The following is an 18,832-nucleotide window of genomic DNA, read 5'->3' on the forward strand; positions in this document are numbered from 1 at the left end:
GCCCTCGCGGTAGAATGAAAAGAAAACGAGGGGAGAGAAACCGATGGCCTATCGCGTAGCCGTCGTTGGCGCGACCGGCGCCGTCGGCGAAGCGATGATCGCCGAGCTGGAACGCTCAACCCTGCCGATTGCCGAACTGGTGCCGATGGCGTCCGCCCGCTCGGCGGGGAAAACGGTCGCCTTTCGCGGGGCGGAGGTGCCCGTCGTCGAGGCGACGCCGGAGGCGTTTTCCGGCGTCGATCTCGCTCTTTTCAGCGCCGGCGGCCAGACGAGCCGGGCCCTCGCCCCGGAAGCCGTCCGGCGGGGGGCGGTTGTCGTCGACAACTCGAGCGCTTTTCGTCTCGAAGACCGCGTCCCGCTCGTCGTTCCGGAGGTGAACGCCGAGGCGTTGGCGGATCACCGGGGGCTCATCGCCAACCCGAACTGCTCGACGATTCAGATGGTCGTCGCCCTGGCCCCCCTTCGGGAGCGCTACGGTCTTCGGCGAATCGTCGTGAGCACCTACCAGGCCGTCTCGGGGGCCGGCCGGCGGGCGGTCGACGCCCTGCGCTTCGAAAGCGGCCGGTGGCTCGAAGGGGAAGGGTTCGTCCCGGAGGTGCTTCCGGTCGCCTCGCTTCCGGTCAAATACCCGATCGCCGACAACGTCATCCCGCAGATCGACCGTTTTGAACCGAACGGCTTTACGTTTGAAGAGATGAAGATGGTGCGGGAGACGCAGAAGATTTTCGGCGATCCGGCGCTGGAAGTCGCCGCCACGTGCGTACGGGTGCCGGTCACCGTCGGCCACAGCGAGGCGGTGACGGTCGAACTCGAGGAAGCACCGGCCTCCATGGAAGACGTCGTCGAGGCGCTCCGGGCGGCGCCGGGCGTCGTCGTCTGGGATGACCCGACGGCGCAGCGGTATCCGACGCCGATGCTCGTCCGAGGCGAGCGGGACGTTTACGTCGGCCGCATCCGGCGGGACCTCTTCCGGCCCAACGTCGTCCACCTGTGGGTGGTCGCCGACAACCTCGTCAAAGGCGCCGCCTGGAACGCGGTCCAGATCGCCGAGACGCTCGAGGAAAAGGGGCTTCTCCGCGTTCCGGCGGCGGAAGGCGACCGGTAGGCGCATCCGCCGGTCGATCGCCGCCGCGCTTGGGGATCGTCCTTCGTTCCCGGTCGCCCGGCCGGAATCGGGGAGGAAGGAGACCGGAGATGGACATCATTGTGCAAAAGTTTGGTGGAACGTCCGTCGCCGACGAAAAGCGGCGCCGGCGGGTGATCGAGCACATTCGGCGGGCCCTCGGCGAAGGGTTCCGCGTCGTCGCCGTCGTCTCGGCCATGGGGCGCCGGGGCGATCCGTATGCGACGGACACGCTCCTAGACCTCGTCGGCGGCGAACGGACGCTTCTTCCTCCGCGGGAGCGGGATCTCCTCCTTTCCACCGGCGAGATCATCTCGGCCGCCGTCCTCGCGCAGGCCCTGTGGGAGGCGGGCATCCCGAACACCGTCCTCACCGGCGGCCAGGCCGGGATCGTGACGACCGATCACTTTACCCGGGCCGAAATCGTCGGCCTGAGGCCCGAGCGGGTCCGGGACGTTCTTGCCCTCGGCCACGTCGCCGTCGTCGCCGGCTTTCAGGGGCAGTCGGCCGACGGCGAGATCACGACCCTCGGGCGCGGCGGTTCCGACACGACGGCCGCCGCCCTCGGGGTCGCCCTCGAAGCCCGGGCGATCGAAATCTTCACCGACGTCGACGGCGTCATGACGGCCGATCCGCGGATTGCGCCGGAAGCCCGGCCGATCCGGACGATGACGTACGTCGAGGTGGCCAACTTTGCCTACCTCGGCGCCAAGGTCATCCACCCCCGGGCGGTCGAGCTGGCGATGCAGAAGAACATCCCGATCCGCGTCCGGGGGACGATGTCCGCCGATGCCGGCACCTTGATCGCCGCCCCGGCCCTCTCCGGCGCCGCGGCGGTGCGGGAGCGGGTCGTCACCGGCATCGCCCAGACGCCGGGGGTGACGCAGATCCGGGTCGAGGTGGACGGCGTCGATCCGATGCTGCCGATGGCCGTATTCGGAGCGATGGCCGAAAACGGCATCAGCGTCGATCTCATCAACGTCTTTCCCCGGGGCGTCGTCTACACCGTCCGGGCCGCCGACGCGCCGCGGGCCCAGGCCCTGCTGGAGGCGAAAGGGTTTCGGCCGGCGGTCACGCCGGGCTGCGCCAAGGTGAGCGTCATCGGTGCCGGCATGGCCGGCCGGCCGGGCGTCATGGCGACGATCGTGTCGGCCCTCACCGCGGCCGGCATCGAGATCCTCCAGTCCGCCGACTCCCACACGACGATCTGGGTGCTCGTGCGGGAAGACAAGATGGCCGAGGCGGTCCGGGTGCTGCACCGGGCGTTTCGCTTAGGCGAGGGGGACGAAGCGGGCGGCGGCCCCTCCGGCGCGGAAGGCGTCCGAAGTTCCGGCCGGCCTGCGGCCGAGCGCGCCGCTTTCGCCGATCTTTCCGGCGCCCGGCCGGGCGCCGGTGCTCAGGCCGCAATCGATACCGGGAAGGCGGGGGTTCACCATGCCGTTTCCAAGGCTCATCACGGCGATGGTCACGCCGTTTGACGATGCCGGCGCCATCGACTGGCCGACCGTCGACCGGCTCGTCGACCATCTGATCGCCCACGGCTCGGAAGGGATCGTCGTCGCCGGGACGACCGGCGAGTCGCCGACGCTTACCGAGGCGGAAAAGCTCGCCCTGTTCGAGCGGGTCAAGGCCCGGGCCGCCGGCCGGGCGCAGGTCATCGCCGGCACCGGCACGAACGACACCGCGGCCTCCATCCGGCTGACGCGGGAGGCGGAAGCCCTCGGCGTCGACGGCGTCATGCTCGTCGTGCCGTACTACAACCGGCCGTCCCAGCGGGGGCTGTACGAACACTTCCGCGCCGTTGCCGAGGCCACCTCGCTTCCGATCATGCTCTACAACGTCCCGGGGAGAACCGGGGCCAATCTCGCCGCCGACACCGTCATCGCCCTGAGCCGGATCGACAACATCGTCGCGGTGAAGGAGGCGAGCGGGGACCTCACCCAGATGGCCCGCATCCTCGAGGAAGCGCGGCCAGGCTTTCAGGTCTTGAGCGGCGACGACAAGATGCTTCTTCCGCTGCTTGCCATCGGCGGCCATGGCGTCGTGAGCGTCGCCGCCCATATCGTCGGCGACGCGCTGAAGGAGCTCATTGAGGCGTTTTTGGCCGGCGAGGTCGCCCGGGCGGCGGCGCTTCACCGGCGGTATCTGCCGATTTTTGAAGGGCTATTTTTCACCGCGAGCCCGGCGCCGGTCAAGGCCGCCCTGGCGATGACGGGGCTCCCGGTCGGGGGGCTCCGGCTGCCCCTCGTCCCGCTGAACGCGGAGGAGAGGAATCATCTCCGGACCCTCCTCGTTCGGGTGCTCGGCGAAGCCGCCCTCGTCGCCTGAGCGTCGGCGGCGTCCGACCGGATGCGCGGGCCGCCAGCCCCCGTCGTCCGGGCGCCGCCGTCGATCCGTGGGGGCGCCGGAGGCCGGAGCCCGGAGCGTTCCGGCTTCCGGCGCGTCCCGGTACATAACCGTTCGCCGGTCTCGCCCGGCCTCGGTCGCGCCGTTTTGCACGGGCCCGGCGCTTTACTTTTGCGCCGCTGCCGCCTATAATGAATCTCAAGTGTGGATGGTGCGGCTTCCCTTTTTGCTGAGCCTGGTGACGGCAACCGCAACGAACAGGAGGCGTTGCGGTGGCCAGAAGCGGCCAGAAGCTCCAGATTTTTGCTTTGGGCGGCCTCGGGGAAATCGGGAAGAACATGTACGTCGTCCGCTACGGGGACGACATCGTCGTCATCGACGCCGGCCTTAAGTTCCCCGAGGATGAGATGCTAGGCGTGGACGTCGTCATCCCGGACATCTCGTACCTGGTGGAAAACCGGGATAAGGTGCGCGGGATCGTCCTGACCCACGGGCATGAGGATCACATTGGCGCCGTCCCGTACGTGCTTCGGCAGCTCAATGTTCCGGTCTTCGGCACGCGGCTTACGCTCGGGCTCGTCGGGATCAAGCTGAAGGAAGCGGGGCTCGCGTCGCAGGCGCGGCTCCAACCGGTGACGACGGAGTCGGTCGTTCGGCTGGGATCGATCCTCGTCACCTTTTTCCGGGTGAACCACAGCATCCCGGATGCCGTCGGCGTGGCGCTCACGACGCCGGAGGGCGTCGTCGTCCATACCGGCGACTTCAAGTTCGATCAGACGCCGGTTGACGGTCTGCACGCCGATTACCAGAAAATGGCAGACCTCGGACGGTCGGGCGTGCTGGCGCTCCTTTCCGACAGCACGAACGCCGAGCGGCCGGGCTACACCGGATCGGAACGCCGGGTCGGGGAAAACTTAAAGCGCATCTTCAAGCAAACCCGCTCCCGCATCATCGTGGCGACGTTCGCTTCCAATGTGAATCGCATTCAGCAAATTTTCTCCGCTGCAGAGCTGACCGGCCGGAAGGTCGCCATCGTCGGGCGGAGCATGGTCAACGTCGTCGGCATCGCCCGGGAGCTCGGCTATCTCAAGCTCGACGAGGCGAGGCTCATCGAGCCGGAAGAGGCGACGAAGCTCCCGCCGGAGCAGGTCGTCGTCCTGTCGACGGGAAGCCAGGGGGAGCCCCTTTCGGCCCTCGCCCGGATGGCCCGGGGCGCCCACAAGACGCTTTCGATCCTGCCCGGCGACGTCGTCATCCTGTCGGCGACGCCGATCCCCGGGAATGAGCGGTTCGTCGCCCGGGTGATCGATGCCTTGTTCCGCCTCGGCGCCGAAGTGATCTACGGTCCGGCGTCGGAGACCGGCGTGCACGTCTCGGGCCACGGCAGCCAGGAAGAATTGAAGCTCATGCTCAACCTCATCCGCCCGAAGTATTTTATCCCCATCCACGGCGAATACCGCATGCAGCGGCGACATGCCCTGCTGGCGGAAGAAGTCGGCATCCCGAAAAACCACATCTTCGTCCTCGACCTCGGGGATGTGGTGGAGATTCAAAACGGCGTTGCCCGCCTCGGACCGCGGGTGAACGCCGGGCAGGTCCTCATCGACGGCCTCGGCGTCGGCGACGTCGGGAACATCGTGCTGCGCGATCGAAAGCTTCTATCCCAGGACGGAATCCTCGTGGTTGTCGTCACGCTCAGCAAGCAAAAAGGGACGATTCTCTCCGGCCCGGACATCATCTCCCGCGGCTTCGTCTACGTCCGGGAGTCCGAGCCGCTGATGGAAGAAGCCACCCGCATCGTCACCAACACACTGAACCGGTTGATGACGGAAAACGTCAGCGACTGGTCGTCGTTGAAAAACAACGTGAAAGATGCCCTCAGCCGTTTTCTGTACGAACAGACCCGCCGCCGGCCGATGATTCTTCCGATCATCATGGAAGTGTAAAATCTGCACATATGGTTTGCCGGCGTCGGTCCGAGGAAAGCCCCGGGTGCGCCCGGGGCGTTTTTTGTGACGCCGGTCGACGGCGTTTCGGGCATACGAAGGGCATTTCGGGCATGCTAAGAAGGAGGGGGTGAGGACGTGGCGCATGGAGGGCCGCCGGTGTGGGCGTACGGCTTTGCCGATCCGGCTCAGGAAAACGGGCCCGGAACGTCGGTGGAAGCGCCGGGGCCGGCCGAAGCGCCGGCCGCGCCGTCGCCGCCGGAAAACCCGCCGCACCGGACGCAGGGGGCCGAGGACATCTTAAGCGCCCTCCGGGCGCTCGGGACGCCGGCGGTGCCGAAGGCCGGCGGCCGGATTTTCACCCTGCCGATCATCGGGCAGATCGAGGGGCACATCGCCCTTCCACCTCAGAACAAAACGACGAAGTACGAACACCTCATTCCACAGCTCGTCGCCGCCGAGGAAAGCCCCGACGTCGACGGCGTGCTCATCATCCTGAACACCGTCGGCGGCGACGTCGAGGCGGGGCTCGCCATCGCCGAGATGATCGCTTCCCTCACCAAGCCGACGGTCGCCCTCGTGCTGGGCGGCGGGCACTCCATCGGCGTTCCGATCGCCGTCGCCGCCCGCTACAGCTTCATCGCCGAGACGGCGACGATGACGATCCACCCGATCCGCTTAAACGGTCTCGTCATCGGCGTGCCGCAGACGTTCGAGTACATCGACAAGATGCAGGAGCGGATCATCCGCTTCGTCGTCAAACACTCCCGGATCGATGAAGGGACGCTCCGGAGCCTCATGTTCAAAACCGGGGAGCTCACCCGGGACGTCGGCACGAACGTCGTCGGCGAAGACGCCGTCCGTTACGGTCTCATCGACGCCCTCGGCGGTCTCGGCGACGCGCTCGGGAAGCTCAAGGCGCTGATCGCCGAAGCCCGGGAGGGGGCCGCTTGGATGCCGGAGGCGGAGGCCGGCCGGCGTTCGCCGCCGTCCTCCCGGCCGGGCGTGCCGGCGCGCGCCCGGTCGGCCGGCCCGGACCGCGCGCCGGGAGACGGACCGCCGGCCGGACCGTACGTTCAGTAGCGCTGGGGAAGGGAGGGGCACCGGTGCTGTACGATGCCCTCTATCCGCCCGAGATCGTCTGGGCCGGGTTTTCCACGATGAAACACGACGCCGTCCGTCTGTCGGACGGCCTCCGGCAGCTCGAACTTCGCCCGCTCGGCTCCGGCCGCTTTGAGGTCGTCCGGTACACGAGCCCGGTGGCGCTCGAATATCTGAACCCCCATCTCCGGCCGGGGACCGTCCTCCGCCTGAGCGCGGCCCTCGACGGCGCTTGGGCGCCGTAGGTCGCCCGGCCGATTTCGCCCCGCTCCGTGATCTGCTATAATGGAAAGCAAAGTTTGGTCATGGAGCGAAGGCGATGGGCAAAAAAGCCAGACGAAACGAGCGGCGGCTCCTTCGGGAGCTGCGCCTCGACTTCGGGGCGCTTCTGATCATTGGTCTTTCGGTGCTGGCCCTGAGCGAATCGTGGGGGGTTGTCGGGCGCGCGCTGCGCCTTTTTTTGCGCTTTCTGTTCGGCAACTGGTCGTTCGTCGTGCCGCCGGTCCTTATCGTCGGGGCGCTGTATGCCCTCATCCGCCGGCGTCCGCCGCGCCTCGACCACCCGCGGACGGCGGGATTTTTGCTCCTGTATGCCGACCTGCTCCTTTTTTCCCATCTGGAGCTGTTCACGCGGCTTTCGGCCGACGGCGCTTTTCAGCCGTCGATCGTCCGGGAGACGTTTCACCGGCTTGCCCTCGAGGCGGCCGGCGGGGTGCCTTCGGCCGCCGGCGGCGGGATCATCGGCGCCCTATTGTTTACGGCGTTTTATTACCTTTTCGGCTACTACGGCACGGTCATCTTCGGCGGGCTGATCGCCGTCTCCGGCCTGCTCCTTTTCTCCGGGACTTCGGTCAAGGCCGTCGTCATCCCGTTCAAACGGCGCCTGAGCCTCGGGCTTCGGCGTCTTAAGGCGGCGCGGCGGAAGCGGCGGCCGGCCCTCGCCCGGGGCGGGCCGGCCCCCTCGGCGCCTCAGGCGGGGCCCGAGGCGGACGGTGCGCTTTCGGTCGAAGCGGGCGGCCCTTCGGCGGAGGGGGAGGCGGCCGTTTGGTGGCCGGAGGCGGGCGGTCAGGGGATGCTTCGGATCAGCGATTTCGTCGACCGGGTGGCGGAAGAGGCGGCCGGCGCCGGTGGCGCGGTCGACGCGCCGGCCGGCGGGGAAGCGCCCGGCGCCGGGGATGCCCAAAACAAAGCGGCGCCCGGCGGCCGTGCGGCGAAGGCCGGTCTTGCGGCCGGCTCTGGCGAAGCCGGCCGGCCGGGGCCTGGCGACCGGGGCGGGCCCGCCGCCCGGCCGGACGGAGGGAGCCGGTCTCCGTCGGCCGATGACGCCGGCGCGGGCGAGGCGTCCGCCGGCGAAGGGGCGCCCGCCGCCGGGGAGGGGCCGCTGTCCCGGCCGTACGCCCTCCCGCCCGTCGAGCTCCTCGACCGGCCCCGACGGGCGACGGCAAAAGAGAGCCGGAGCATCGCCGAAAACGCAAAGAAGCTTGAGCAGACGCTCCGGACGTTCGGCGTCGGCGCCCGGGTCGTGCACGTGCATCGGGGACCGGCGGTGACGCGCTTTGAAGTGCAGCCGGACGCCGGCGTCAAGGTGAGCCGCATCGTCGGCCTCGCCGACGACATCGCCCTCGCCCTCGCCGCCCGGGGGATCCGCATTGAGGCGCCGATCCCCGGCAAATCCGCCGTCGGCATTGAGGTGCCGAACGATGACATCGCCGTCGTCACCCTCCGGGAGGTGCTGGAAAGCCCGGCCTTCCAGCGCTCCCGCTCGAAGCTCACCCTCGCGCTCGGTCGGGACATCACCGGCGAGCCGATCGTCGCCGACCTCGGCCGGATGCCGCACCTTCTTGTCGCCGGTGCCACCGGGAGCGGCAAAAGCGTGAGCTTAAACGCCATGATCGCCTCGATCCTCTACAAGGCGACGCCGGACGACGTCAAGTTCGTCATGATCGACCCGAAGATGGTGGAGCTCACCGTCTACAACCCGATTCCCCACATGCTGACGCCGGTCGTCTCGGACGCCAAAAAAGCCGCCGTCGTCCTCCGGCGGATCGTCCAGGAGATGGAGCTTCGCTACGAGCGGTTTGCCGCCGCCGGCGTCCGGGACATCGAGCGGTTCAACGCCGTCTCCGGGGAGCCGCTTTCGTACATCGTCGTCATCGTCGACGAGCTCGCCGACCTCATGATGGTCGCCGCTCAGGACGTCGAGGCATCGATCGCCCGGTTGGCCCAGAAAGCCCGGGCGGCGGGCATCCACCTCATTCTCGCGACGCAGCGGCCGTCGGTCGACGTCATCACCGGCGTCATCAAGGCGAACATCCCCTCCCGCATCGCCTTCGGCGTTTCGTCGCAGGTCGACTCCCGGACGATCCTCGACATGGCCGGCGCGGAAAAGCTCCTCGGCCGGGGGGACATGCTGTATCTGCCGATGGGGGCGGCGAAGGCGATCCGGGTGCAGGGCTGCTTCGTCAGCGATCGGGAGATCGAAGCCCTCGTCCGGTACGTCGCCGAGCAGGGACGGCCGGCGTACGCGGAGCACCTGACGGAAGACGAACCCGACGACGCGGGCGAGGCGGTGGACGACGAGCTCTTTCCCCGGGCCGTCGCCCTCGTCGTCGAGACGAAGTCGGCCTCCGTCTCGCTCCTGCAGCGGCGGTTTGCCATCGGCTACGCCCGGGCGGCCCGCCTCATCGACCTCATGGAACGGCACGGCATCGTCGGCCCCTACGAAGGGGCCAAGCCCCGAAAAGTGCTCGTCGACCGAATCCCGGACCGGTTCATCTCGTGACCGCCGGCCGCCGCGCCGGCGTTTTCGTCCGGCGGCGCTCCGTCGTCGGACGGGATGGGGGCGGCGGTGCGGGCGGGCCGCGCGGGCGGCGGGCCGAGTCGCGTTTGGCGACGGCGGGTCGCTCGGGTATAATGCTTTCGTTGAGATCGGCCGAACCTACACCGGCGCCTTCAACAAGCCGGATGAGGGGAAGGCGGCGGCCGCGTTGCTCTATGACCAAGGGGCCGACATCGTCTTTCACGCCGCCGGCCAGACCGGCGACGGCGTCTTCAGCGAGGCGAAGGAGCGGCGGAAGCGGGGCGAGGCGGTCTGGGTCATCGGCGTCGACCGGGACCAGCGGGACCTCGGCCCGGAGGTGACGCTCACCTCGATGTTGAAGCGGGTCGACGTCGCCGTCTACACCGTCTCCAAGCAGGCGATGGAAGGGACGTTTACCCCCGGCGTGACGGTGCTCGGGCTCAAAGAAGACGGCGTCGGCCTTCCGGCGGACAACCCGCACCTTCCGCCGGAGGTGCTGCGGGACGTCGAGGCGTTCAAGGCGAAGATTCTAAACGGCGAGATCACCGTGCCGAAGGAGTAAGCCGATGGCCGAACCGATCGTCTCGCTCCGGGGCATCACCAAACGGTTCGGCGACTTCGTCGCCAACGAGGCCGTGAGCCTCGACCTCTATCCGGGGGAGATCCACGCCCTTCTGGGGGAAAACGGGGCCGGCAAGACGACGCTCATGAACGTCCTCACCGGCCTCCTTCGTCCGGACGGCGGCGAGATCCGCTTTCGCGGTCGGCCCGTCCGGATCGATTCTCCCGAGGTTGCCTATCGCCTCGGCATCGGCATGGTGCACCAGCATTTTAAATTGATCCCGCCGTTTACGGTGGCGGAAAACGTCGTCCTCGGCGCGGAGCCGCGCCGAGGGCTCCTTTTTGATCGTCGGGCCGCCCGGGAGGCCGTCCGGGCCCTCACCGAGGCGTACGGCCTCGCCGTCAACCCCGACGCCCGGGTCGGCGCGCTGTCCGTCGGGATGCAGCAGCGGGTGGAAATTTTAAAAATCCTTTACCGGGGCGCGGACGTGCTCATCTTCGACGAGCCGACGGCGGTGCTCACGCCGCAGGAGGTGCGGGAGTTTCTCGCCATCCTGAAGCGGCTCGCCGGTCAGGGCAAGGCGATCGTCTTCATCACCCATAAGCTCAAAGAAGTGCTCGCCGTCGCCGACCGGGTGACGATCCTCCGCCACGGCCGCGTCGTCGACACGCTCCCCGCCGCCGGCGCCGACGAGGGACTCCTTGCGGAAAAGATGATTGGCCGTCGGGTGCGCCTCGCGCCGGAGAAGGCGCCGGCCCGGCCGGGCCCGGTCGTGCTCGAGCTTCGGGCCGTGCGGGAGCGGCGGACGGGACAGGACGCCCTCGCCGGCGTCGATCTCGCCCTCCGGGCGGGGGAGATCTACGGCCTGGCCGGCGTCGACGGGAACGGCCAGCGCCCCCTCGTCGAGGTCCTCTTCGGCCGCCGGTCGGCGGAAGGGGACGTCCGCCTTTTCGGCGAGCCGATCCTCGGCCTTCCGACGAAGGCCCTTCTCGAGCGGGGGATGGCCCTCATCCCGGAGGATCGCCATCGGGAGGGGCTCGTGCTCGCGATGTCCGTCGCGGAAAACGCGATCCTCACCCGCTACGACCGGCCGCCGTTCGTCCGGCGGGGGATCCTTCGGCCCGCGGCGATCCGGAGGGCGGCGGCGGAGATCGTCGAACGGTTCGATGTTCGGACGCCGTCTCTTGCCGTGCCGGTTGCGGCTTTGTCCGGCGGCAACCAGCAAAAGCTCATCATCGGCCGGGAGGTCGCCCGCCGGCCGGCGGTCGTCGTCGCCTTCCAGCCGACCCGCGGCCTCGACATCGGCGCCCAGGCCCACGTCTACCGGACGCTCGTCGCGCTTCGGGACGCCGGTGCGGCGGTGCTCCTCATCTCGTTTGAGCTCGACGAAATCCTCGCCCTTGCCGACCGGATCGGCGTCCTCTCCGGCGGCCGGATCGTGGCGGAACTGGCCCCGGAAGCGGCCGATGAAGAAACGATCGGTCTGTACATGACCGGCCGGGGCGACGTCCGGCACGGCGATGCCGGCCGAGGCGACTCCGGGGGCGATGCGGTCCGGCGAGGGGGCGCCGGCCGCGGCGAGGTCGGGTCCGGAGACGATGCCGGACAGGAGGTCGCCGGCCACGGCGGCGCCGACCGGACCGATGAAGAGAAAGCGGGGGACGGACGATGAGGCGGGGGACGCGGCCTTCGGTCGCGGCGCTCTTTTCCGCGTCGGCCGCCGATGCGGGGCTCGCGATCGTCTTCGGGCTCATCGTCGGGGCGGGGCTCATGCTCCTCGGCGGCTTCGATCCGCTTGCCGCCTACCGGGCGCTGGCGATGAAGGCCTTCGGGAGCCCGTACAACGCCGGGGAGACCTTCCGCCAGGCGACGACGCTCATGCTGACCGGCCTGTCGGTGGCGCTTGCGTACCGGGCGGGGCTTCTTTCGATCGCCGCGCCGGGGCAGATGGCCCTCGGGGCCCTCGCCGCGGCGGCGGCGGGCATCGGGCTTCCGCCGGTGCCGGTCGTGCAGCCGGTGATCGGGCTTCTTCTCGGCGCCGCCGCCGGTGCCCTCTGGGGCGCCCTCATCGGCACCCTCCGGGCGTACCGGGGCGTCAACGAAGTGATCGCCGCCATCATGCTGAACTGGGTGGCCCTCTACGGCGTCAACCTCCTCATCCGCTTCGGCCTGGCCGATCCGGCCAACCGGCAGCGGACGCGCACCGTCGCCGAAACGGCCCGGATCGACGCGCCGTGGCTGTCGGATCTTTTCGCACACGCCCGGCTTTCGTACGGCTTTTTTCTGGCGGTGGCGCTCCTTGGGGGGTATGCCTTTTTCCTGCACCGGACCCGCCTCGGTTTTGAACTCCGGGCCGTCGGCCAGAACCCGGTGGCCGCCGCCCTGGCCGGAATGAAGGACCGGCGGCTCGTCGTCGCCGCGATGGCCCTCGCCGGGGGGCCGGCGGGCCTCGCCGGGGCGATCGAGGTGCTCGGCGTCTACGGCTACTGGACGGTTTCGCCGACGCTTCCCGCCGCCGGCTTTGACGGCATCGCGGTGGCGCTTTTGGGGGGCGCCGGCGCCCTCGGGACGGCGCTGGCGGCGCTTTTGTTTGCCGCCCTTTCCGGCGGGGCGGCCGGAATGCAGTTTGAAGTCGGCGTGCCGCCGGAGCTCGCCCGGGTGGTGATGGCGGCGATCCTCTTTTTCATCGCCGCCCAAAACCTCACGCGGGGGCTCCGGGAACGCCTGGGGCGGGTCGAACGGCGGAACGCTCGGGGCGAGGAGGCGGGACGATGAGCGCGGCGTTCGGGCAGCTTCTCGACATCACCCTCGTTTTTTCCACCGCTCTCGTCTTCGGCGCGGTCGGCGGGCTTCTTTCCGAGCGGGCGGGGGTGATCGCCCTCGCCCTCGAAGGGTACATGACCGGCGGCGCTTTTCTGGCCGCGGCCTCGGCGTACGCTCTGGAGCGGCTCGGGTTTGGACCGGCGAGCGCCTACGGGGCCCTTTTCCTTTCGATGTTCGCGGGGGCGCTTTTGGCCCTCGTCCACGCCGCCGCGACGGTAACGTACCGGGCCGATCACGTCGTAAGCGGCGTCGTGGTGAATTTCTTCGCCGCCGGGCTGTCCCTGTTTCTCGTCAAGCTCTTTTTCGCCGGCGCCGGCCAGACGCCGACGCTTCGGGAAGGGATGCTTTCCCGGGTGGCGATCCCGGGGCTCGCCGACCTTCCGGTGGTGGGGTCGGCGCTTTTCCGGCAGTATCCGACGACGTACCTGGCCGCCTTGGCGGTGGGGGGCGCGTACGGGCTTTTGTACCACACGCCGCTCGGGCTCAGACTCCGGGCGGTGGGGGAGCACCCGGAGGCGGCGGAGACCCTCGGCGTCCGGGTGCGGCGCCTCCGGTACGGGGCGGTCGTCGCCAGCGGCGCCATCGCCGCCCTCGGCGGGGCGACGGTGGCGCTCACGACGACCGGGAATTTTTCCCATGCGACGATCGCCGGGCAGGGGTTTATCGCCCTCGCGGCGATGATTTTCGGCCGCTGGCACCCGTTCGGCGCTGCGGCGGCGGCCCTCTTTTTCGGCATGGCGACGGGGCTTAAGAACGTCGTCCAGCTTTCGCCGTGGGCCCGGGCGATCCCGACGGAAGTGATCTACATGCTGCCGTATGCGCTGACCCTTCTCGTTCTGGCCGGGTTGGCCTTTCGCTCGACGCCGCCGGCGGCCCTCGGCCGGACGGACGAGGCGAGATGAGGCCGGTGCGGCACCTCATCCTCCTAACGGGGGCGAGCGGCGCCGTCGGCCGGGCCGTCGCCCGGGCCCTCGCCGAGGCCGGCGACTTCATCCTGCAGGGGCGGGATCTGGGCCGCCTCCGGGCGCTTCAGGCGGAGCTCGCCGCCCGGGGCGCCCGTGCCGACGTCTGGCCGATCGATCTCGCCGACCGGGCGGCGCTCCTTTCGGCCGTCGAGGCCCTTCCGCCGGCGGACGTGTTCATTCACGCCGCCGGCTTTCCCCATTACGGCCTCATCACGGAGACGCCGCCGGACGTCTGGGACGCCCTGTTCGACGTCCACGTCCGGAGCGCCTACCTCATCGTCCGGAGGCTCGTGCCGCCGATGCGCCGGCGGGGGTTCGGCCGCATCGTCTTCGTCTCGTCGATCTGGGGCGTCGTCGGCGCCGCGGGGGAGGCGGCCTACGCCGCCGCCAAAGGGGCCCAAATTGCCCTCGTCCGCTCCCTCGGCAAGGAGCTCGCCCGAAGCGGCATCAGCGTCAATGCCGTCGCCCCCGGAGCGCTGGCGACGCCGATGGTGCAGGGAGTCTTCAGCGCCGAGGAGGAGGCGGCCCTCGTCGAGGCGATCCCGGCGCACCGCCTCGGCGCGCCGGAAGACGTCGCCGCCCTCGTCCGCTTTCTCGTCCTCGACGCCGGCGATTACCTCACCGCTCAGGTGATCGGCGTAAGCGGCGGCTGGCCGTAAGGGGCGAGGGCGCGGCCGAACCGATGCGGGGCCCGCCGCAGGGGGCGGCCGCTTCGCATCTCGTGCGGCCGGTTCTGCATGCCGGCGCCCGGCCGGGGCATACTGAGGGATGACGCCGGCCGGGAAAGGGGTGAAACGATGGGGTTGATGAATGATTTCGGCCAGTGGACCTCTTTCTTGCGGGATCGGATCGAGCAGGCCGAGGCGGCGGGCGTGCCCGATCAGGCGATTCAGAACATCGCCCACCAGATCGGCGATTTTCTCGCCCAGTCCGTCGACCCGAAGAATCCGGAACAGCGCCTGCTCGCCGAGCTGTGGAAAGTCGGCACCGACGCGGAGCAGCAGGCGCTGGCGAACCTGATCGTCAAGTACGTCAAGCGTCACTGAGCGGCCGGACAAAGCGGAACGCTTCGGTGAAGGCCCCTCCGGTTGGGAGGGGCTTCCGTCTGTTCGACGGTTTTCGTCTTTACACCGTCTCGCCGCGTCGTGTAGAATGTAGAATTAAAGAAAAGAAATGCGGAGCGATGTCGATGCCCGACGAGGCGATCTGGTATCTCGAGTATCACATCGCCGTCGACCGGCCGGGGCTTTTGGGCGATGTCGCGTCGCTCATCGGGATGCTGTCGATCAACATTCATACGATCAGCGGCGTCGACGCCCGGCGTCGGGGGCTCCTCATCGAGTGCGCCGATGAGGAGAAGCTGGAACTGCTTGCGCGTTTTTTGCATGTTATGCCCAACATCACCGTGACAGCCCTCCGCCGGCCGACGCTCCTCGATCGGCTCGCGATCCGGCATGGCCGCTATGTCGAGCAAGACGCCCGGGATCGGAAGACGTTTCGCTTTTTGCGGGACGACCTTGGGCTTCTGGTCGATTTTCTAGGGGAAATTTTAAAGCATGAACCGGCGCCGCTCATCGGCGTTCGCGGGTCGCCGCGGGTCGGGAAGACCGAGGCGGCGGTGGCGGCGTCGGTCTACGCCGGAAAGCGATGGATCGTCGTCTCATCGACGCTCCTTCGGCAGACGATGCGGACGAGTCTCCTTCCGATGGAGCGGGACGCCGACGCGGTCTACCTGATCGACGCGATGGTGACGTTTTACCGCGGGACGGAAGAGCACCAGGCGTTCGTTCGAGAGCTTCTGCGCTCGCCGCGACCGAAGATTGTGGAACATCCCGACGTGCTCGTGCACGAAACCGAATGGACGTGGAACGACTTCGACTACGTGATCGAGATCCGCACCCACCCCGGCGAGGCGATTGCGACGAGCCTGCACGAACTCCGGGAGCGAAGCGGCGATTTTTAGGCGATCGGCGGGCGATGGACGGGCCGAACAGGACGGCCAGCGGAACGACGAGACGAAGGCGGTGATGGCGTGTCGGGGCTCGGCGAGCGTTTGAGGCGGGCGCGGGAAGCGCAGGGGCTCGACCTGGAGGCGCTGCAGGAACGGACGAAGATTCAAAAGCGCTATCTCGCCTACATGGAGGCCGGGGAATGGGATAAGCTTCCGGGAGCGTTTTACGCCCGGGCGTTCGTCCGGCGGGTCGCCGAAGCGCTCGGCCTGGAGGCAGAGGCGCTTCTCCGGGAACACGCCGACGAGCTCCCGCCGGTGGAAGAGGCGCCGCCGGAGGTGCCGCTCCGGCGGAGCGAGCCGGTGCCGAGGCGGCCCCTATTCGGACCGTGGGTCGCGCGGCTCCTCATGGCGGTGTTTCTCTTTTTCGTCCTCCTCATCATCTACCGGTTCTTGAGCGAAGCCGGCCGGCCGCCGCTCGGCGGCACCGCGCCGGACGTCCAGCCCGAGCCGAAGGTCGAAAGCCGCCTGCCCGCCGACGAAAACGCCGCCTCTTCGGGGGCGGGCGGCCCGGCCGACCGGGGCGCGCCGGCTGGCGGAGCGGGTTCGGGCGCCGGCTCCGGCGGCGCGGGGGGCTCCGGCGGGAGCGGACCGGCGCCGGTCGAAGCCCCGCCGTCGACGGGCCTCCCCCCGAGCGGCGGCCCCGGCGCCTCCTCGGAAGGCGGAGGGGAGAAACCTTCGGCGCCGGTTCTGGAGTTTCGAGAGGAGGTCGGAAAGACGTCCCGCTACGTCCTCCGGGCGCCGGCCTTCAACGCCGTCGTCGTCGCCGCCCGCGGCGACGTGTGGGTGGAGGTGCGCGCCGGCGGGAAGGATGGCCGGGTGGTCTTCACCGGGACGCTGAAAGGCGGCAAGGAGCAGCCGATCGACGCCGGCTCGGCGACGCGACTTTACTTTTTCCTCGGGCGGACGCAAAACGCTGACCTCCGTTTTGGCGAGACGACGCTTTCCCTGGCCGGGAAGCCGGACGCCTATCGCGTCGACGTCACCCTGGTTCCGCCGGGGACGGAGGCCGGCGGGACGCCGTAGGGAAGCGGCTTGCCGAAGACGCGGAGCGCTTATCCCTGGCCGCCGACCGCTTGGGTTTCGGGAAGATCGCGGGCGCCGGCGGCCGGCTCGATCGCGAAGGGCGCATGCCGATCCGGTGCCCGTGCCGGACGGGGCATGCGTCTTTTTTGACAGCGGAAGAACGGATTCGTTATACTGAATCATAGACCCTCAGGCTGGAGGCCTCGGGATGCGCGAAAAAGTGGCCATCGTCACCCTCGGCTGTGAGAAGAATCGGATCGATTCCGAGATCATGGCCGATCTTCTCGAGCGGCGGGGATACGTGCTCGTCGACGACGTCCGGGAGGCGACGGTCGCCGTCGTCAACACGTGCGGCTTCATCGACCTCGCCAAGGAAGAGTCGATCCAAACGATTCTCGAGGCGGCGGAGCTCAAGCGGGACCGCTTGAAGTCGCTCATCGTCACCGGCTGCCTCGTTCAGCGGTATCAGGAAGTCCTCCTCGAAGAGATGCCGGAGATCGACGGGCTCGTCGGGACCGGCGACTTCGACCGCATCGTCGAGGCGGTGGAGGCGGCTCTGGCCGGGAAGCGGCCGGTCCTCGTCGGCCATCCGGCGATCAGCTACGAAGCCTTAAGCCGCCGGGTGACCCCGGGGCCGAGCGCTTACGTGAAAATCGCCGAGGGGTGCAACCATCGCTGTACGTTCTGTGCCATTCCCCTCATGCGGGGCCGGCTCCGGTCCCGGAGCATCCCGTCGATCGTCCGGGAGGTCGAGGCGCTCGTCGCCCGGGGCGTGAAGGAAGTGTCCCTCATCGCCCAGGACCTCTCCAGCTACGGCCTCGATACGGAGCGGCGGTTCATGCTCCCGGCCCTCCTTCGGGCCCTCGACCGGATCGAGGGGCTGGAGTGGGTCCGCCTTCACTACGTCTACCCGGGCGCCCTCACGGAAGCGCTGCTCCGGACGATGGCGGAGAGCCGCACGGTGGTGCCGTACCTCGACATGCCGCTCCAGCACAGCGTCGACCGGCTGCTTCGGGCGATGAAGCGGCCCCACGGCGGCGCCGACGTCCGGCGGCTCATCGAGCGGGTGCGGGCGGTCCTGCCGGACGTCGCCATCCGCTCGTCGTTCATCGTCGGCTTCCCCGGCGAGACGGAGGACGACTTCGAGGCGCTTCTTCGCTTTTTGAGCGACGTCGAGCTCGACCGGGTCGGCGTCTTTACGTACTCGCCGGAGGACGGGACGCCGGCGGCGGCGTACCCGGACCCGGTGCCGGATGCGGTCAAGGAAGCCCGGGCGCTTCGGCTGATCGAACATCAGCGGCCGATCACGCAGAAGAAAAATGCCGCCCGCATCGGTCGGGTCGTCCCGGTCCTCATCGAGCGGTTGGATGCCGAGGCGGGCGTCGCCTACGGCCGGACGCCGTACGACGCCCCGGAAGTCGACGGGGAGATCAGCGTGAGCGGCTATGCGGGCCCGACGGGCGTCATCGTCCCGGTGCGGGTGACCCACGCCTTCGATTACGACCTCGCCGGCGTCTACGTTCCGGAAGCGACGGGCGACCGATCGCCGGCGGACCGGGCGGTGGGCGGGTGACGGTGCAAAACCCTTGGCCGAACCGGATCACCCTCCTTCGCCTCGGGCTGGCGGTCGTCGTCGTCGCCCTCCTGGCCGCCCCCCCGCCGCCTTCCGGCGGCGGTCGGGGGGCCGTGGCCGGCGTCTTTCTCGCCGCCGCCGCCACCGACTGGCTCGACGGCTGGCTCGCCCGGCGGACGGGATCGATCACCGCCTTCGGGCAGTTTCTCGACCCGCTGGTGGACAAAATGCTCGTCCTCGGTCCCCTCGTGCTCCTCGTCGCCGACGGCCGGGCGCCGGCCGTCGGCGTCGTGCTCATCCTGTTTCGGGAGTTGGCCGTCTCCGGCCTCCGGATGCTCGCCGCCGTCCGGGGTCGGGTGATTGCCGCCGCCGGCGGCGGCAAGCTGAAGACGGCGGTGCAGATCGCCGCCGTCGGGCTCCTCATCGCGGCGCCGGAGGGGGCGTTTCTTTTCGCCGGCCTTGTCCTGTTCTGGCTGTCGGTGGCGCTCGCCCTCTGGAGCGGCTGGATCTACCTGCGGGGGCACTGGGATCTGTTCGGGACGAAGGAGGAGGCATAGCC

The 18,832-nt window shown here is 69.1% G+C and carries 16 protein-coding genes and 1 pseudogene; all 17 read left to right on the forward strand.

Annotation, left to right across the window (positions count from 1 at the left end; all coding sequences use genetic code 11):
* Positions 1-43: 43 nt before the first annotated feature.
* The 17 genes and pseudogenes from SA87_RS09635 (at position 44) to pgsA (ending at position 18,830) form a co-directional block, all read left to right on the forward strand.
* Entirely contained in the window at positions 44-1,105 is a 1,062-nt protein-coding gene (locus SA87_RS09635) for an aspartate-semialdehyde dehydrogenase (RefSeq protein ID WP_066202415.1), read from the forward strand.
* An 89-nt stretch (positions 1,106-1,194) separates the two neighbouring features.
* Positions 1,195-2,601: an aspartate kinase gene (dapG, locus tag SA87_RS09640; protein ID WP_066202418.1), complete on the forward strand. Its 1,407-nt coding sequence runs from the start codon at positions 1,195-1,197 to the stop codon at positions 2,599-2,601.
* On the forward strand, positions 2,558-3,451 hold the full coding sequence (gene dapA / locus SA87_RS09645; protein ID WP_066202420.1) for a 4-hydroxy-tetrahydrodipicolinate synthase: 894 nt from the start codon (positions 2,558-2,560) through the stop codon (positions 3,449-3,451). The genes dapG and dapA overlap by 44 nt, the downstream gene beginning before the upstream one ends.
* 290 nt (positions 3,452-3,741) lie before the next feature.
* Complete coding sequence (locus SA87_RS09650) at positions 3,742-5,415, forward strand: ribonuclease J (protein WP_066202422.1); 1,674 nt, start codon at positions 3,742-3,744, stop codon at positions 5,413-5,415.
* Positions 5,416-5,628: 213 nt separating this feature from the next.
* Entirely contained in the window at positions 5,629-6,498 is an 870-nt protein-coding gene (locus SA87_RS09655; protein WP_082910534.1) for a ClpP family protease, read from the forward strand.
* Between the two features lie 23 nt (positions 6,499-6,521).
* Positions 6,522-6,761: a YlzJ-like family protein gene (locus SA87_RS09660; protein ID WP_066202424.1), complete on the forward strand. Its 240-nt coding sequence runs from the start codon at positions 6,522-6,524 to the stop codon at positions 6,759-6,761.
* A 74-nt stretch (positions 6,762-6,835) separates the two neighbouring features.
* Positions 6,836-9,298 (forward strand): FtsK/SpoIIIE family DNA translocase, encoded by a 2,463-nt coding sequence (locus SA87_RS14270; protein WP_066202430.1) that lies wholly within the window; start codon positions 6,836-6,838, stop codon positions 9,296-9,298.
* Positions 9,299-9,440: 142 nt separating this feature from the next.
* Positions 9,441-9,878: pseudogene (locus tag SA87_RS09670) on the forward strand (BMP family lipoprotein); the annotation flags it as partial.
* A gap of 4 nt (positions 9,879-9,882) precedes the next feature.
* Positions 9,883-11,550, forward strand: coding sequence for an ABC transporter ATP-binding protein (locus tag SA87_RS09675; protein ID WP_066202434.1), 1,668 nt, complete (start codon positions 9,883-9,885; stop codon positions 11,548-11,550).
* Positions 11,547-12,653: an ABC transporter permease gene (locus SA87_RS09680; RefSeq protein ID WP_066202435.1), complete on the forward strand. Its 1,107-nt coding sequence runs from the start codon at positions 11,547-11,549 to the stop codon at positions 12,651-12,653. Before SA87_RS09675 ends, SA87_RS09680 begins: the two co-directional genes overlap by 4 nt.
* Positions 12,650-13,603 carry an ABC transporter permease gene (locus tag SA87_RS09685; protein WP_066202437.1) on the forward strand — a complete coding sequence of 318 codons (954 nt, stop codon included), beginning with the start codon at positions 12,650-12,652 and terminating at the stop codon, positions 13,601-13,603. The genes SA87_RS09680 and SA87_RS09685 overlap by 4 nt, the downstream gene beginning before the upstream one ends.
* Positions 13,600-14,325, forward strand: a complete 726-nt coding sequence (locus tag SA87_RS09690; protein ID WP_066202439.1) for an SDR family NAD(P)-dependent oxidoreductase — start codon at positions 13,600-13,602, stop codon at positions 14,323-14,325. The genes SA87_RS09685 and SA87_RS09690 overlap by 4 nt, the downstream gene beginning before the upstream one ends.
* Before the next feature lie 138 nt (positions 14,326-14,463).
* A complete protein-coding gene (locus SA87_RS09695) occupies positions 14,464-14,712 on the forward strand; it encodes a DUF3243 domain-containing protein (RefSeq protein ID WP_066202441.1) in 249 nt (82 codons plus the stop codon).
* 143 nt (positions 14,713-14,855) lie between these two features.
* Positions 14,856-15,629: a DUF3388 domain-containing protein gene (locus tag SA87_RS09700; protein ID WP_066202597.1), complete on the forward strand. Its 774-nt coding sequence runs from the start codon at positions 14,856-14,858 to the stop codon at positions 15,627-15,629.
* Between the two features lie 69 nt (positions 15,630-15,698).
* Entirely contained in the window at positions 15,699-16,700 is a 1,002-nt protein-coding gene (locus tag SA87_RS09705; RefSeq protein WP_066202445.1) for a helix-turn-helix domain-containing protein, read from the forward strand.
* A 208-nt stretch (positions 16,701-16,908) separates the two neighbouring features.
* Complete coding sequence (gene rimO, locus SA87_RS09710; protein WP_066202447.1) at positions 16,909-18,273, forward strand: 30S ribosomal protein S12 methylthiotransferase RimO; 1,365 nt, start codon at positions 16,909-16,911, stop codon at positions 18,271-18,273.
* The gene (gene pgsA / locus SA87_RS13570) at positions 18,270-18,830 is read left to right on the forward strand and encodes a CDP-diacylglycerol--glycerol-3-phosphate 3-phosphatidyltransferase (RefSeq protein WP_211258071.1); all 561 of its coding nucleotides are present in this window, start codon (positions 18,270-18,272) and stop codon (positions 18,828-18,830) included. The genes rimO and pgsA overlap by 4 nt, the downstream gene beginning before the upstream one ends.
* The last annotated feature ends 2 nt before the right edge of the window (positions 18,831-18,832 follow it).

Origin of the sequence: Hydrogenibacillus schlegelii, from assembly GCF_001653195.1 — a bacterium.
Lineage (GTDB): Bacteria > Bacillota > Bacilli > Thermicanales > DSM-22653 > Hydrogenibacillus > Hydrogenibacillus schlegelii.